9 protein-coding genes are annotated in these 16212 nt (G+C 65.9%); 5 read left to right on the forward strand and 4 right to left on the reverse strand.

The window, feature by feature from the left end:
• Window positions 1-220: 220 nt before the first annotated feature.
• Together pbpC and V6U71_RS18855 are read left to right on the forward strand one after the other, a co-directional pair.
• Window positions 221-2395, forward strand: coding sequence for a penicillin-binding protein 1C (gene pbpC / locus V6U71_RS18850; RefSeq protein WP_411339872.1), 2175 nt, complete (start codon window positions 221-223; stop codon window positions 2393-2395).
• A 106-nt stretch (window positions 2396-2501) separates the two neighbouring features.
• Window positions 2502-4067, forward strand: a complete 1566-nt coding sequence (locus V6U71_RS18855) for an amino acid permease (protein WP_411339873.1) — start codon at window positions 2502-2504, stop codon at window positions 4065-4067.
• A 62-nt stretch (window positions 4068-4129) separates the two neighbouring features.
• On the opposite strand, the gene V6U71_RS18860 is transcribed toward V6U71_RS18855, so the two are convergent.
• Window positions 4130-5377, reverse strand: coding sequence for a multidrug effflux MFS transporter (locus V6U71_RS18860; protein WP_411339874.1), 1248 nt, complete (start codon window positions 5375-5377; stop codon window positions 4130-4132).
• Between the two features lie 112 nt (window positions 5378-5489).
• Here V6U71_RS18860 and V6U71_RS18865 point away from each other — a divergent pair, with 112 nt between their 5' ends.
• Window positions 5490-6122 carry a hypothetical protein gene (locus tag V6U71_RS18865; RefSeq protein ID WP_411339875.1) on the forward strand — a complete coding sequence of 211 codons (633 nt, stop codon included), beginning with the start codon at window positions 5490-5492 and terminating at the stop codon, window positions 6120-6122.
• A 120-nt stretch (window positions 6123-6242) separates the two neighbouring features.
• Here the strand turns inward: V6U71_RS18865 and V6U71_RS18870 are convergent, their stop codons facing one another.
• The 3 genes from V6U71_RS18870 to V6U71_RS18880 all read right to left on the reverse strand — a co-directional run bounded on the left by V6U71_RS18870 (window position 6243) and on the right by V6U71_RS18880 (window position 11744).
• Window positions 6243-6545: a hypothetical protein gene (locus tag V6U71_RS18870; protein ID WP_411339876.1), complete on the reverse strand. Its 303-nt coding sequence runs from the start codon at window positions 6543-6545 to the stop codon at window positions 6243-6245.
• A gap of 25 nt (window positions 6546-6570) precedes the next feature.
• On the reverse strand, window positions 6571-9456 hold the full coding sequence (locus V6U71_RS18875; protein ID WP_411339877.1) for a M16 family metallopeptidase: 2886 nt from the start codon (window positions 9454-9456) through the stop codon (window positions 6571-6573).
• Between the two features lie 98 nt (window positions 9457-9554).
• On the reverse strand, window positions 9555-11744 hold the full coding sequence (locus tag V6U71_RS18880) for an acylase (protein WP_411339878.1): 2190 nt from the start codon (window positions 11742-11744) through the stop codon (window positions 9555-9557).
• Window positions 11745-11902: 158 nt separating this feature from the next.
• Here V6U71_RS18880 and V6U71_RS18885 point away from each other — a divergent pair, with 158 nt between their 5' ends.
• Both V6U71_RS18885 and clpB read left to right on the forward strand, forming a co-directional pair.
• Entirely contained in the window at window positions 11903-13477 is a 1575-nt protein-coding gene (locus V6U71_RS18885; protein ID WP_411339879.1) for a leucyl aminopeptidase, read from the forward strand.
• An 81-nt stretch (window positions 13478-13558) separates the two neighbouring features.
• Complete coding sequence (gene clpB, locus V6U71_RS18890; RefSeq protein ID WP_411339880.1) at window positions 13559-16141, forward strand: ATP-dependent chaperone ClpB; 2583 nt, start codon at window positions 13559-13561, stop codon at window positions 16139-16141.
• Window positions 16142-16212: the final 71 nt, after the last annotated feature.

Genomic DNA, 16212 nt, shown 5'->3' on the forward strand with positions numbered 1-16212 from the left:
CCCCCTCATTGTCCATTTGCGTCGAGCGAAGTCGAGATGCCCATCGGCGGCGCACGCCCTTGGCGCGCCTCGACTTCGCTCGACACGCACGGGAATCACGGGGAACCCCGAATATCCAGATTTCGTCACCCTGAACTTGTTTCAGGGTCCATGGCCTGTCCTCGCGACCCGCGCGGCGTTGAAAGAGACGTCCGGCCGTGGATGCTGAAACAAGTTCAGCATGACGAGGTTGGTTGGGCAGGTTCAGGGTAGCGGGCATTCTCCACGCAAACACCGATGGTTCGACGCCTTCGCCTGGCTTGCGCTTGCCGCGCTGATCCTCGTCACCATCGCCCATCTCCTCACCCGCCCGCCGCCGATGCCCGACTATGCCGACGTCCGCGCGAACTGGCAGCCCAGCGAAGCGTGGCTCTACGACCGCGACGGCCGCCTGCTCGACAGCGAGCGCGTCAACTTCGAACGCCGCCGCCTCGCGTGGGTGCCGCTGAAGGACATCAGCCCCGCCGTCCGCGATGCAGTGGTGCAGAGCGAGGACCGCCGCTTCTGGTCGCACGGCGGCGTCGACTGGCTCGCCGTGGCGAGTGCGGTTCGCGCACGCCTGATGAGAGGGGGGACCGGCGACCGTTCGCGCGGCGCCTCGACCCTGCCGATGCAGCTTGCCGCCTTCCTCGACCCGAGCCTCGCGCAGCCCGGCAAGCGCGACTGGCGCACCAAGATCCGCCAGATGCGGGCCGGACAGGCGCTCGCGTCGGGCTGGACGCACGACCAGATGCTCGAGGCCTATTTCAACCTCGTCCCCTTGCGCGGTGAGGCGCAGGGCATCGACGCCGGTGCGCGCAGCCTGTTCGGCAAGCGCCCCGCCGACATGACGCGCACCGACGCCGCGCTGTTCGCCGGGCTGCTGCCCAATCCCGCCGCGGGCGCCGAGGCGCTCGGCCGCCGCGCCTGCCGCGCCGCCAAGGCAAAGGATTGCACCGCGATCCGCGCCGCGGCGGCGACGCTCGTCTCGGGCGAGCGCGCCGCGCAGTTCGACCCGGCGCTCGCTCCGCACCTCGCCGTCCGCCTGCTCGACAAACCCGGCAAGCGCGTCACGACAACGATCGACCGCCGGATCCAGACGGCGGCGATCGTCGCTCTGCGCCGCCAGCTTGCCGGTCTCGGCTCCGACCGGGTCCGCGACGGCGCGGTCGTCGTGCTCGACAATGCCACCGGCGACGTCCTCGCTTACGTTGGCGGCGTCGGCCTCAAATCGACCGCGGCGGCAGTCGACGGCGCCAACGCGCGGCGGCAGGCCGGCTCGACGCTGAAACCGCATCTCTATGCGCAGGTGATCGAACATGGCTGGCTCACCGCCGCATCGATCCTCGACGACAGCCCGGTTCAGCTCGACACTGCTTCAGGGCTTTACGTTCCCAAGAATTACGACCGCAGCTTCAAGGGGCCGGTCAGCGTCCGCAACGCGCTCGCTTCCTCGCTGAACGTCCCCGCGGTGCGCACTCTCGTCATCGACGACGTCCAGGAGTTCCGCGACCGCCTCTGGGCGCTCGGCTACCACGGCCTCGTCGAGGACGGCGAATATTACGGCTTCAGTCTGGCGCTAGGATCGGCGGAAGTTTCACTCGTCGAACAAGCCAACGCCTTCCGCACCTTCGCGAACGCGGGGCGCTGGTCGCCGGTGCATTTTACGCCCGGCAAAGCGCCGCAGGACGAGCGCCCCATCGTCAGCCCCGCCGCCGCCTTCATCGTCGGCGACATCCTCGCCGACGCAACCGCGCGCGCCGACGCCTTCGGCGCCGACAGCGCGCTGCGCCTCCCCTTCTGGGCCGCGGCGAAGACCGGCACGTCGAAGGGCATGCGCGACAATTGGTGCATCGGCTGGTCCGACCGCTTCACCGTCGCGGTCTGGGTCGGCAATCTCGAGGGCGATTCGATGCGCGCCGTATCGGGCACCTCGGGCGCCGCGCCGGTATGGCGCGACGTCATGCTCGCGCTCCACGCCGACCGGCCGGGAAAGCCGCCAACGATGCCCGCCACCGTCGAAGCGCGCCAGATCAGCCTTCCCGGCACCCGCGAACCGCCGCGCCGCGAATATTTCCTCCGCGGTACCGCGCAGGCGGAAATGGCCGCCGCGCCAGAGGTGGCGCGCCGCCCGCGCATCACCAGTCCGCTCAGCGGCAGCGTCTATGCACTCGACCCCGATATCCCGATCGACCGGCAACGGCTGGCAGTCACCGTCAGCGGCGCGGCCGCCGGTTACCGGCTGATCCTCGACAAAAAGCCCGCGGGCGACGCCGATACCGGACTACAAATCCTGCCGCGCCCCGGCATCCATATCCTGACCCTCGTCGATCCCGGCGGACGCACGATCGACCGCGTCCGCTTCACGGTGCGATAGGCACGATAGGCCTAGCGAAATTAAGTTGCGCTGTCCGGGCGAGCGGCTAGTCTGAGCGGTCAGGAGAGGGGCGCCGGTCCAGGGACGCCCACAAGGGGATAAACACATGATATTTGGACGCGTTAAACCGCTTGCCGCCATATTGGCGGCCGCGGAAAAGAAGTCACTTCCTCGTACATTGGGCGCCTTTCAGCTGATGTTGTTCGGCATCGGCTGCGTCATCGGCACCGGCATCTTCGTGCTGACCGCTGCCGGCGCGCAAAAGGCCGGCCCCGGCTTGATGCTCGCTTTTGCCATCGCCGGGCTGATCTGCGTCGTCGCCGCGCTCTGCTATGCCGAAATCGCGGCGATGATCCCGGTCGCCGGGTCCGCATACACCTACACCTATTCGACGATGGGCGAGATTCTCGCCTGGACCGTCGGCTGGGCGCTGGTCCTCGAATATGCGGTCGCCGCGTCGGCGGTGTCGGTCGGCTGGTCCGGCTATTTTACAGGGACCATATTAAACCAGTTCCTCGGGATACAATTGCCCTCCTTCCTCGCCGGCGCGCCGCTGGCGCTCGGCGGAATCGAGGGCGGTTTCATCAACCTGCCCGCCGTCGTCATCGCACTGCTGATGACCTGGCTGCTGATGATCGGCACCACCGAAAGCGCGCGGTTCAACGCGGTCCTCGTGACGATCAAGGTCACCGCGCTCTCGGCCTTCATCCTGCTGACGCTGCCGAGCGATCAATTCTCGGCCGACAAGTTCAACCCCTTCCTGCCCGCCGGCGTCTTCGGCGGCTTCGGCTCGGGCATCGGCGCGATCGGCGCCGCAGCGACGATCTTCTTCGCCTATGTCGGCTTCGACGCGGTTTCGACCGCCGCCGAGGAAACCAAGAATCCGCAGCGCAACGTTCCGATCGGGCTGATCGGGTCGCTGCTGTTCTGTACCGTTTTCTACATTCTCGTCGCCGCAGGCGCGGTCGGCACGATCGGCGGCCAGCCGATCATGGGCCCGAACGGCATCCCCTTCCCCGCCGGGTCCGAAGAACTGGCACGCCAGTGCGCGACCTTTGCCGAGGATAATTTGCCGCTCGTCTGCTCGAACGAAGCGCTGGCGCATGTGCTGCGTCAGATCGGCTGGTCGGGCGTCGGCAACATGCTCGGCATCGCCGCCTTCGTCGCGCTGCCGTCGGTTATCCTGATCCTGCTGTTCGGCCAGACCCGTATCGCCTTCGTGATGAGCCGCGACGGCCTGCTGCCCGAATCGTGGAGCAAGGTACATCCGAAGTGGAAGACGCCGCATGTGATCACCGCGGTCACCGGCGTAGTCGTCGCTTTCGCCGCCGCCTTCCTGCCGGTTGGCAAGCTCGCCGACATCGCCAATGCCGGCACGCTCTATGCGTTCATGATGGTCGCCATCGCGGTGATGATCCTGCGCAAGACCGCCGCCGACGCGCCGCGCGCGTTCCGGACCCCGGCACTGTGGCTGGTCGGACCGCTCACCATCGCCGGCACGGTCTTCCTCTTCTTCAACCTGCCGCTCGACGCGATGCTCGTACTCCCGCTCTGGGGCGCGCTCGGCCTCCTGATCTATTTCGCGTACAGCCGCAGCCGCAGCCATCTCGGCCGCGGCATCGTCGAACTGCATGAGGATGATCTCGAACCCACCGCCCCGATCCACGAATAAGGACGGGGTCCGGAAAAGATCAGGGCCGTCGCAGCACCCGCTGCGGCGGCCCTTTTCGTTGGTTAGTAGGGGCTTTTCGGCGCAGTTCCCGGTCGGGTAAACAGCTTGCCGCGTTCGGCCCACAGCACCAGCAGCAGGCCGGCAAGCGCACAGCCAAAGAAGGCATAGGCGAGCGGAAGCGTCGAACCGTCATATTGCTGGCCGATCAGCGCGCCTGCGGTCGCGGCGAGCAACGTCTTGGCAAAGCTCTGATACGACGATGCGACGCCTGCCATATGCCCGAAATCCTCCATCGCGATCGAACCGAAGTTGCTGCCGATGAAGCCGATCAGGCCGACATTGACCATCATCAGCCCCGTGAACATCGCGAGTGTCTCGACCCCGCTCAGCGCCGCGGCGATCTGGGCGATCGAGGTCGCCATAAAGGCGAACACCGCCGTCTGCGACACCCGCCGCGCACCGAAACGCTCGACGATCGCAGCGTTGGAGAAATTGGCGATCGCGATGCCGATCGCGACGCAGGCAAAGACGAGCGGGAAAAGCGCCCGCGAGCCGAACACCTCGGCAATGATCTGCTCGCTGCTGTTGAGGTAGCCGAACAAGGCGCCCTGCATCACACCGGCGGCGATCATATAGCCCGCGGCGCGCCGGTGGCGGGTCACCGTCGCCCAGCCGGCGACCAGCGTCCGCCAGTCGAGCGGGCGCACATCCTCGGCCGTCAGCGTCTCGGGCAAGCGGCGCAGCCAGACGAGCATGACGACGCCCATCACCGCAAGCACGAGGAATATCCAGCGCCAGCCGGCGATTGCCGCGACCCCGGCGCCGATCGTCGGCGCGATGATCGGGACGATCATGAAGACGAGAAAGATCAGCGACAGACGCTTCGCCATGGCATCGCCCGCGAACAGGTCGCGAATCACCGCAACGACGATCACCCCCAGCGCGGCGCTGACCATCCCGTGCGCGAAACGCAGCGCGAGCAGCATCGGAAAGCTGGTCGCAAGACCGCAACCGATCGCGAAGACCGTATAGGCGACGAGCGCCGGGACGAGCACGCCCTTGCGGCCGAAGCGGTCGGCGAGCGGGCCGTAGACCAGCGAGCCTATCGCGGTACCGAGCAGGTAGATCGAAATGACGAACTGGCGATCGTTGGCGACAGTCACCCCGAGCGTCGCGCCGATTGCGGGCAGCGCGGGCAGCATCGCATCGATGGCGAGCGCGTTGAGCGCCATGACCATCGCCATCATGAACACCATTTCACGGTCGCCCGGGAGACCCGACCGCTGCGAGGACTGAGTCATTTTGTGCATGCAGCGGCGCTATGCGCCTATGCTGCTGCTTTGGATAGCCCCCGCATGCCTCCGGTATCGATTGGCAATGCTATTCAATGAAAAAGACAAAGCTGTATGGTGAGCGATGAAGATGTCCGCTTTCGACCGATTGCGGACGCGCCCAAACATTGTCAGAAGCTTGCAAGAATTCCTGACAAGGACAGGTGTGGTTATGGTTAGGCTAATTCGAGGTACAGGCTTAATCGTCGCTATTATGATTTCAGGGTGGGGCTACGCCACAGCGGAGGAGCGTTCGGCCGGCCTATTCGTCAACGAAGAGGCGGCACTAAAATATACCTCGTCGTTTGGTCAAGGATGGGATGCACCGGTCAGCACAGAATCAGATGGAGACCTATTTAAGCTCAAGATAAAGGTTTTCGATTTTCAGCTTAATGAGCGGCGCGGTTATGCGCTTTTGGGTTCGGATAAAGCGGGCGTAATCCGATACTACGAAGTCCGTTTCCCAATCATTGAAAAGCGCTGTTCAGGTGCGCCCGAGACGCGCACCTTGGCACGATCGCTTCTTAACCGCTTTGAGCCGGCTCAATCGGGAGATATGCCCCAAATCAATCGCCTTGCAAGTCTGGCCGAGCTTGTTTGGCCCTACGAGGCGTTCAGCAGCGGTCCCGGGATCGAGATTGGAGATACCGGCTTTAAGTTCTACAAGATGAACGGCTATTGCAGCTTTCGAGTGTTCCGATCGCCCAATCAGTCCGCCAATTAATCGCGTCCGCTTCCCACCCCAAAGTCGCTAGCAACCTCGCACCGTCAGGCCATGCGACGGACGGAAAAAAGGCCGCCCCGCACATGGCGGGACGGCCCTGTTTCAAATTCGCTCCGGCAATCAGCTCTGGCGGGTGCCGGTCATCGCCATCGAACCGAACGCGCCCGCCTTGATCGTGCCGGTCAGCGCGTCGCCGTCGATCGTCGCTTCGCATTCGAGCGTCATCGGCATCGGCACCTTCATGTTCATCGTCCAGGTCAGCTTGTTGCCGTCGACCTTGCCGTTCTCGACATCGAGCGAACCCATCGCGCCGGCATTCTGGCCGGTGAAGCTGTCGCCATCGCTGCTCACCGTGAACACCGACTTCTGGTCGCCCATCGGCGACTTGGTCACGCAATCGTAGCTGCCGTCAACTTGCGCCATCCTATCTCTCCTACTGAAACAAATGTTAATTAGCTGGAGGCACCGTTTCCACCGCCAGACCCAATCCGTCAAGCTGCGGTTTGACCACGGCGGCATCGCCGACGACGACATAAACAAGATCGTCGGTGCTGAGCGCCTTGCGCGCCGCGGCGTCGATCTCGGCCGCAGTCATCGCTTCATAGGTCGCGGGCAAAGTCTCGTAATAATCGTCGGCGCGTCCGTATTTGACGATCGCGCGGAGGCCGCCGAGCACGTCGCCCGAGGTTTCGAAGCTGCCGGGCAGTTCGCGGACGCTGCCGTTGATCGTGCGCTCGAGTTCCTCCTTCGTCACGCCCTTGTCGCCGAGGAAGCTTTTGAGGTCCTTTTGCAGCTCGCGGATCGAATCGCCGGTGCGGTCGGCCTGCACCGGCGCTGCCGCCACCCAGTTCACGCGGTCCTGCTCGCCCGAGATGCGGCTGCGTACACCGTAGGACCAGCCCTTGGTCTCGCGCAAATTGGTGTTGAAGCGCGACAGGAAGTTGCCGCCGAAGATATCGTTCGCCGATTGCAGCACCTCGAGTTTGTCGCCGCCCTTGGCGTCGAGCACCTTGCCGGCGAGGATCACCGACTGCGGCGACTTGGGGCGGTCGAACAGCAGGATACGCGGCTTCGGCGCCGGGATCGCAATGTCGAAATGCTTGACCGGCTTCGCCGTCGCCGGCGCCTTCCACGCCCCGAAGCTCGCATCGAGCTGCTTCTTCACCTCGGCGAGCGTCGTGTCGCCGACGACGAAGATCCGCGCCGTGTCGGGACGGACCCATGTCGAATGAAAAGCCGCAAGCTGGTCGCGGGTCGCGGCTGCCACCGACTTCGCATCGCCGAGCCCCGACGGCGGGATGCCATAGGGATGATCTGCGCCGTACAGCACCGGCATGAGCACCCGCGAGGCGATCGCGTTCGGATTGTTCATCTCGGCCTTCAGCCGGTTGAGCTGCTGCGCGCGAACGCGCTCCAGTTCCTTCGCGTCGAACGCCGGATTGCGGATATAATCCGCGAGCAGGCTCAGCGAGGCGCCGAGGTTCGGCTTCAGCGCGAACAGGCTGAACACCGTTTCGTCGGCGTTCGCCGATCCGTCGATCTGCGCGCCGAGCCGCTCCTTCGCTTCGGCGAAGGCGATCGAATCGAGGCTGGTCGTGCCCTCGTCCATCAAGCTGAGCATCAGCGACTGGGTGCCGAGGGCATTATGCGGATCGGCGGCATAGCCGGCGTCGAAGCTCACCGCGACATTGACCGTCGGCACCGTCGCGCGGCGCGCAAAGACCACCTCGATACCGTTCTTGAGCTTGGTGCGTTCGATCGCCGGGAAATCGAGCGCCTTAAGTTCGGCAACCGCAGGCAGTTGCGAGCGGTCAGCGATCGACGTCGCATCGCCGATTCCGGTGTCGGGGCCGACATCGTCGAGCGCAGCATTCCAGTAACGATCGGGCTCGATCGCACCGGCAACCTTCCCTGCCGTGACCGCGCCGCCGCGCGCCTCGCCGCCCTCGGTGCGTTCGCCGGGGGTGTAGGTCAGCGAAAAGGCCGGACGCGACAGCCATTTGTTCGCGACCGCCTTCACCTGTTCGGGGGTCGCCTTCGCCATCCGGTCGAGCTCTACCTTGTAGTAAGCGGGATCGTTCGAATAGAGCGCGCCCTCGGCCAGCGTCACCGCCTTGCCGCCGAACCCGCCGACCGCCTCGAGCCCCGAAATCGTGCCGCCGAGATAGCTGGCGGCCGTCCGCTGCAACTCGTCGGCGGTCGGGCCGCTCGCGAGATAGGCGGCGATTTCCTCATCGAGCCGCTTTGCGACATGTACCGGGTCGACGCCATCCTTGACGTCGGCCTGGACGATCAGGATGCCCGCATCCTCGAACGACTGCGCATAAGCGGCGACGGCAACCGCAACCGGGTCCTTGCGAACCAGCGCATTGTCGAGCCGCGACGACGACAGGCCACCGAGCACGCCCATCGCCATCTGCAGTTGCACCGCCTCGGGATCGTTGAGCCCCGGGATCGCCCACATGCGATAGAGGCGCGTCGTCGGGATGAGGTCCTTGACCTCCTTGGCGAGCGGGGCGGGCAGGCTGGGAACCGACGTCTTCGGCGCCTGCACCGCCGGACCGCGGGGGATGTCGCCGAACCATTCCTGGACCTTGGCCTTTGCTGTGGCGAGATCGACGTCGCCGGCGAGCACAAGTACCGCATTGTTCGGGCCGTAATTGTCGGTGAACCACTTCTTCACATCGGCGAGGCTCGCCGCGTCGAGGTCGGCCATCGAACCGATCGTGCTGTGATGATAGGGATGGCCGGTCGGAAAGAGATTCTCGAAAATCTCGTAGCGCAGCAGGCCATAGGGATTGTTGTCGCCCTGCCGCTTTTCGTTCTGGACAACGCCGCGCTGGTTATCGAGCTTTTCCTGCGTCACCGCGCCGAGCAGATGCCCCATGCGGTCGCTTTCGAGGAACAGCGCACGGTCGAGCGCACCGGTCGGCACCGTTTCGAAATAATTGGTGCGGTCGACGTTGGTCGTCCCGTTGCTGTCGGTCGCACCGACCTGTTGCAGCGGCTCGAAGAAATCGCCGGGCGCATTTTCCGACCCGTTGAACATCAGATGCTCGAACAGGTGCGCAAAGCCCGTTTTGCCCTTCGGCTCGTGCTTCGACCCGACGCGGTACCACACCGACACCGCGACGACGGGCGCCTTCCTGTCCTCGTGCACGATGACCCGGAGGCCGTTGTCGAGCGTGAAGCTCTGATAGGGAATATCGACCGCCTTCACGAGGTCGGCGATCGGCGCCGGCGCGGCGGCTTTCGATTTGGCGAGCGCGGGCCCCGCGGCGACGAGCGAGGTCGAAAGCGCGAGGGCGATAGCAAGGCGGGGAAAACGGGACATGGGCATCCTCTTGAAGACGCGAGGCAAGTGATTGCCAGCGCGCGGCGTTGCGCCGGAAAGGCACTGTATCAGCGGTTTAGGACAGCGGAATGCGCCTTTCAAGGTCGATAGAAGCGCGCACCGCTGGCCTTCAGCGCCGCCGGGTCGAACAGCACCGGCTTCAGCTTGTGCGCGACGAACAGCGGCGCCTGATCGTTGTAATGCGGGCTTTCGGGCCGCGTCGTTGCGGCGCCGAAGGGCTGGATCGATTCGGAGCGGACGCGTCCCGCCTTGTCCCAGGTCACGAACATGATGAAGCTGTCGCCGTGGCGCACCTTCAACCGCCCGTCGGGCTCTTCGTCCCACAACGTCGAGGCGCGGATGGTGTCGTTGCCGCCGTCGAGCGGCAGGTCGACGCGGTTCGGTCCCTCGCCATGGCGCAGCCGCAGCACCGTACCGAGCTTGGGGTCGAGGCCCGCGAAATGGTCCTGCAAATGCGCAACGACCTCCTTCAACGTCGTCAGCGGATCGGGTTCGGCGCGGCGCTGGTAATGGCTGCCGTTCGCGGGGCGGAGCAGCATCAGCGCGAGCGCGTCGCCATGCCCCTTGCCGTCGAGGTTCCAGTCCCATTTGCCGAGCAGCCGCTGCGCCTCGACGAGCGCCGGATCGCCCTTGACGTCGAGCGCGAGGATGCGGTCGATCCACGCCTTGGCATAGCCGGTCTTCGCATAGCTGGTGTCATATTTGATCGCCTTCAGCCGCGCCTCGTCGATCTGCCCCGATGCCTCGAACAGGTCGATCAGCCGCGAGGCGCGATTGGTCATGTCGTCCTCGATGCCGAGCAAGGGCGAGAAGGCGGCGGCGTCGAGTTCGTCGCCCGGCCCCGCCGCGACCCACGGCGTGTTGTTCGCGTTCATCACATAGCCCGAGCGCGGGTTGACCAGCGCAGGGACGCGGTCGAACGGCAGCGTCTTCGTCCACACATCGGCCGAGGTATCGCCGGGCAGGATGCCGCGCCAGTTGTATCCCGCCGGCCGGTCGGGGAACATCGCATTATAGAAGAGGCCGATATTGCCCGCGGCGTCGGCATAGATGAAATTGGTCGCGGGCACGCCCTGACCCGACATCGCCGCGCGCCACTCGGCGAAATTCTTCGCCTTGTTCAGCCGGTAATATTGGGTGACCATATTCGCCTGGTCCTGCCCCGCGTAGCGGATCGCGAACGCCCCCTTGGCATTTTTGATCACCGGTCCGTGAACCGAGCGCCAGATGGTGCGCGGCACCGGCAGGACGAACGGCCCGAACTTCACCTTCAGCCAGATGCGCCTTTCCTCGAGCGGCAGCCATTTGCCGTCGAAGCGATAGTTCTTGCCCTCGTCGTCGAGGACGAGCTGGTAGACGTCGATCAGGTCGGGCCGGTTCACCGTGTTCGTCCAGCCGAGATATTTATTGTGGCCGAGGAAGGGATAGGGCGAGCCGGGGAAGTTCGCCCCCGCGAAATCCCAGCCCTCGCCCGAATGGACGACCAGTTCGTACCACGCGACGCCGCCGGTCCACGGCTGGTGCGAGTTGGAGACGAGCCGCGTCGCGCCGTCGGTGGCGCGCGCCGGCGCGACCGCCATGCCGTTCGAGCCATTGTCGGCCGGGTCACGGCCGACTGGTGTCAGACTATCGGCCGGGTCACGGCCGACCGGCGTCAGCTCGCGCGGCACGAGCTTGCCCGTCGCATCGAGCGCCGGACCGCCTTCGCGCCCGATCGGCGTATCGCCGACGAGCGATCCGAGCACTGAATCGAGCCCGAAGAAGAAAGGCGAACGGAGCACGAAACCCGCAACGACATCCTCGCCGGTCACCGGGAACAGCCCCGACAGCCGCACCTCGCCCGGATGCTTGTCGGCATAATGGTTGAGCCCCGCCGCATAGGCGGTGAAGAGCTTTTTCACATCCTCTGGCAGCCGCGGCCAGTCGCGCGCCGTCGTTGTCCGGATATCCAGCAGCGCCGCGGCATAATCGACCTTGGCGCCATCCTCGCCGAGCATGGCACCCGCGCGGCCCCGCGTCATCGCGAGCACTTCCTGCAAGGTCGAGAAATCATCCTCGGCATGCGCATAGGCGACGCCGTAAGCGACATCGACATCGGTCTTGCCGAAGATATGCGGCACCCCGAACTTGTCGCGCGCGATCCGGACATCGGTGGGCTTGTAGGTCGGCGCCGGCGGCGCGCTGGCGGTCAGCGGCTCCCAGACGGCGAGCGATGCTGCCCCGACGACAAGCAGCAACAGCAAAGCCAGCAAAGCCCGTCGCAGCATGGTCCATTCTCCCGTCGGGGCATGTTTCAAAATCGCGCCTGTGTGGCGACCCTGTCGTCCGATGGCAAGCGGCTGTCGTTCGTCGAGTGCGGTTTGCGCGGCGTGCCGGTCCCGCTATGCAGGCAGCATCATTCGAAAAAACAGGGAATTATCGTCCAATGCGCACCAAGAGCCTGCTCCTCGCTGCCTGCCTGTCTTTTGCCCCGGCATCCGCCGCGCTGGCCCAGACCGTCACCGGTTCGGGCGTCGTTCCGGCAACCACCGCGAACAGCGCCGGCCGCGCGATCGGCTTTGCGGCCGAGGCGCCGGCGGGGGGTGCGCTGGTCGTCGTGATGACCGATGCGGTGCTGCCGCCGCTCGACGGCGCACCGCTGACCGGCGCCGAGCGGCAAGCCGTCACCGCCGCGATCACCGCCGCCGATTACAAGGGCGAAGCCGGATCGACCCTGTCGCTGCGCGGTATCGGCGCGCATTCGCGCATCCTGCTTGTCGGCGCCGGCGCTGCGCCCTCGTCGCTCGCGCTCGCCGAGGCCGGCGGCAAGGCGGCACAGGAACTGGCGAACGAAGCCCAGCCGGTGACGGTCGCGGGCGCCTATGGCGACGCAGCGGCGGCCGACGTCGCTTATGGCTTCGCGCTCGGCCAATATCGCTTCGACCGCTACAAGACCGTCGACCGGAAGGCGGTGCCGACGGGCGCGGTCACGCTGCTCGGCGCCAATCCCGCTGCCGCCAAAGCCGCCTTCGACGGACGCTGGCAGCCGCTCGCCGAAGGGGTGCGGCTGTCGCGCGACCTCGCCAACGAACCCGCGAACATCATCTATCCCGAAAGTTTCGTCGCACGCGTCCGCGACGCCTTTGCCGGTGTCGGCGGCGTCAGCATCGAAGTGCTCGACGAAGCAGCGATGCGCAAGCTCGGCATGGGCACGCTCGTCGGCGTCGGCCAGGGCAGCCCGCGCGGGTCGCGGCTGCTGCTCGTCCGCTATCGTGGCGGCAGCGCGCCCGACGCACCGCTGGCCTTCGTCGGCAAGGGGATCACCTTCGATTCGGGCGGCATTTCGCTGAAACCCGGCGCGGGCATGTGGGACATGAAGGGCGACATGTCGGGCGCCGCATCGGCGGTCGGCGCGGTGCTGTCGCTCGCCAAATCGCGCGCGCCGGTCCATGTCGTCGGCGTCGCCGCGCTTGCCGAGAATATGCCCGACGGCAATGCCCAGCGCCCCGGCGACATCACCCGCACCATGTCGGGCAAGACGATCGAGATGCTCAACAGCGACGCCGAAGGCCGCCTCGTCCTCGCCGATGCGAACGAATATGTCGCCAGCGCTTACAAGCCGCGGGCGATCGTCAATATCGCGACGCTGACCGGCGCGATCGTCGGCGCGCTCGACGATCAATATGCGGGCCTGTTCGCGCGCGACGAGAAACTCGCCGCCGCGCTGCTCGCGGCCGGGACGGCGAGCGGCGAGGAATTGTGGCGGATGCCGCTCCACAAAAATTATGCCGAGAAGATCAAGTCCGACATCGCCGACATCCGCAACATCGCACCGAGCCAGGGGCCGGGCGCGAGCATCGGGGCGCATGTCATCGGCTTTTTCGTCGACGAAGCGACGCCCTGGGCGCATCTCGACATCGCCGGCGTCAACCAGGCCGACAAGGCGACGCCGCTGGTGCCGAAGGGCATGTCGGGCTTTGGCGTCAGGCTGCTCGACGAGCTTGCGCGCAGCGGTGCCTAGGCGTTCGGCGGAACTTCCCGGCGCCTCTTGTGTTGCCAAAGTGCAACACTATCTTGCTGGGCAAGAAAGGGGCGTTCTTCCATGAACCTCGAAAAATTTACCGATCGCGCCAAGGGCTTTTTGCAGGCGGCGCAGACGATCGCGATCCGCTTGAACCATCAGCGGATCGCGCCCGAGCATATCGCGAAAGCACTGCTCGAAGACAATGAAGGCATGGCCGCGGGCCTGATCGCGAAGAGCGGCGGCGACGCCGCGCGCGCGGTCGCAGGCATCGACGCGCTGCTCGCGAGGGTGCCCGCGGTGTCGGGATCGGGCGCGCAGCAAACGCCGGGGCTCGACAATGACGCGGTGCGCCTGCTCGACCAGGCCGAACAGGTCGCGAGCAAGGCGGGCGACGGTTATGTGACCGTCGAGCGGCTGCTGCTCGCCATGGTGCTTTCTGCCACGACCCCGGTCGGCAAGGCGTTCGCCGACGCGGGCGTCACGGCCGACGCGCTCAACAAGGCGATCAACGACCTGCGCGGCGGGCGTACCGCCGACACCGCCTCGGCCGAAGACCGCTATGAGGCGCTCAAGAAATTCGCGCGCGATCTCACCGAAGTCGCGCGCGAGGGCAAGCTCGACCCCGTCATCGGCCGCGACGAGGAAATCCGCCGCACGATCCAGATCCTCGCGCGCCGGACCAAGAACAACCCGGTGCTGATCGGCGAAGCCGGCGTCGGCAAGACCGCGATCGCCGAAGGCCTGGCGCTGCGCATCGTCAACGGCGACGTGCCCGACAGCCTGAAGGACCGCCGCCTGCTGTCGCTCGACATGGGCGCGCTGATCGCGGGCGCCAAATATCGCGGCGAGTTCGAGGAGCGTCTCAAGGGCGTGCTCGACGACGTGAAGGCCGCCGAGGGCGAGATCATCCTGTTCATCGACGAGATGCACACGCTGGTCGGCGCGGGCAAGGGCGAGGGCGCGATGGACGCCTCGAACCTGCTGAAGCCAGCATTGGCACGCGGCGAGCTCCACTGCATCGGCGCGACGACGCTCGACGAATATCGCAAGCATGTCGAAAAGGACCCGGCGCTGCAGCGGCGTTTCCAGCCGGTGTTCGTCGGCGAACCGACGGTCGAGGATTCGATCTCGATCCTGCGCGGGATCAAGGAGAAATATGAGCTGCACCACGGGGTGCGGATCACCGACGGCGCGATCGTCGCCGCCGCGACGCTGTCGAACCGTTATATCTCCGACCGCTTCCTGCCCGACAAGGCGATCGACCTGATGGACGAGGCGGCGAGCCGCATCCGCATGGAGGTCGAATCGAAGCCCGAGGAGATCGAAGGGCTCGACCGCCGGATCATCCAGATGAAGATCGAGGAAGCCGCGCTCGGCAAGGAGAGCGACGCCGCATCGAAGGACCGGCTCGCGACCTTGCAGTCCGAACTCGCCAATCTCGAGCAGCAGTCGGCCGGGCTCACCCAGAAATGGCATGCCGAGAAGGACAAGATCCACGCCGAGGCGAAGATCAAGGAAGAGCTCGACGCAGCGCGTTCGGCGCTCGACCAGGCGCAGCGCGCGGGCGACCTCGCGAAGGCGGGCGAACTCAGCTATGGCACCATCCCCGGGCTCGAAAAGCAGCTCGAAGCGGCGCAAGCCGCGGCGGGCAATGCGATGCTCCGCGAGGAAGTTACCGCCGACGACATCGCCGCGGTGGTCAGCAAGTGGACTGGCATCCCCGTCGACCGGATGATGGAAGGCGAGCGCGAGAAATTGCTCGGCATGGAAGCGACGCTCGAAAAGCGCGTGATCGGGCAGGACGAGGCGGTGCGCGCCGTCTCGACCGCGGTGCGCCGCGCGCGCGCGGGGCTGCAGGACCCCAACCGGCCGCTCGGCAGCTTCCTGTTCCTCGGCCCGACGGGCGTCGGCAAGACCGAGCTCACCAAGGCGCTCGCACGTTTCCTGTTCGACGACGACAATGCGATGGTCCGCATCGACATGTCCGAGTTCATGGAGAAGCACAGCGTCGCGCGGCTCGTCGGCGCGCCCCCGGGCTATGTCGGCTATGAGGAAGGCGGCACGCTCACCGAGGCGGTGCGGCGCCGGCCCTATCAGGTCGTGCTGTTCGACGAGGTCGAAAAGGCGCATCAGGACGTGTTCAACATCCTGCTGCAAGTGCTCGACGACGGGCGCCTCACCGACGGGCAGGGCCGCACGGTCGACTTCACCAACACCCTGATCATCCTGACCTCGAATCTCGGCAGCCAGGCGATCGCAGCGCTGCCCGACGATGCGCCGGTCGAGCAGGCCGAGCCTGCGGTGATGGAAGTCGTGCGCGCGCATTTCCGGCCCGAGTTCCTGAACCGGCTCGACGAGATCGTGCTCTTCAACCGCCTCGCGCAGCAGCATATGGGCGGCATCGTCGACATTCAGGTCGCACGCGTCCAGAAGCTGCTGACCGATCGCAAGGTGACGCTCGACCTCACCGACGCGGCGCGCGCGTGGCTCGGCCGCGTCGGTTACGATCCGGTCTATGGCGCCCGGCCGCTCAAGCGCGCCGTGCAGAGATATCTGCAGGACCCGCTCGCCGACCTGATCCTGAAGGGCGAGGTCAAGGACGGGTCGACGATCAAGGTCGACGAAGGCGACGGGGCGCTGGTGCTGACACCTGCCGGCTGAGCCCCGCTTCAAGGCAAAAGAAAGGGGCCGGAGGGATATTCCCTCCGGCCCCTTTTTTGCACCGTTCTGCC

This window comes from Sphingopyxis sp. J-6 (genome assembly GCF_046603995.1).
In the GTDB taxonomy this organism is placed as follows: Bacteria; Pseudomonadota; Alphaproteobacteria; order Sphingomonadales; family Sphingomonadaceae; genus Sphingopyxis.

Coding starts and splice junctions, on each gene's coding strand:
- clpB (WP_411339880.1), top strand. CDS start 13,559: ATGAACCTCGAAAAATTTACCGATCGCGCCAAGGGCTTTTTGCAGGCG.
- V6U71_RS18875 (WP_411339877.1), bottom strand. CDS start 9,456: ATGTCCCGTTTTCCCCGCCTTGCTATCGCCCTCGCGCTTTCGACCTCG.
- pbpC (WP_411339872.1), top strand. CDS start 221: ATGACGAGGTTGGTTGGGCAGGTTCAGGGTAGCGGGCATTCTCCACGC.
- V6U71_RS18865 (WP_411339875.1), top strand. CDS start 5,490: ATGTCCGCTTTCGACCGATTGCGGACGCGCCCAAACATTGTCAGAAGC.
- V6U71_RS18860 (WP_411339874.1), bottom strand. CDS start 5,377: ATGCACAAAATGACTCAGTCCTCGCAGCGGTCGGGTCTCCCGGGCGAC.
- V6U71_RS18880 (WP_411339878.1), bottom strand. CDS start 11,744: ATGCTGCGACGGGCTTTGCTGGCTTTGCTGTTGCTGCTTGTCGTCGGG.
- V6U71_RS18870 (WP_411339876.1), bottom strand. CDS start 6,545: ATGGCGCAAGTTGACGGCAGCTACGATTGCGTGACCAAGTCGCCGATG.
- V6U71_RS18885 (WP_411339879.1), top strand. CDS start 11,903: ATGCGCACCAAGAGCCTGCTCCTCGCTGCCTGCCTGTCTTTTGCCCCG.
- V6U71_RS18855 (WP_411339873.1), top strand. CDS start 2,502: ATGATATTTGGACGCGTTAAACCGCTTGCCGCCATATTGGCGGCCGCG.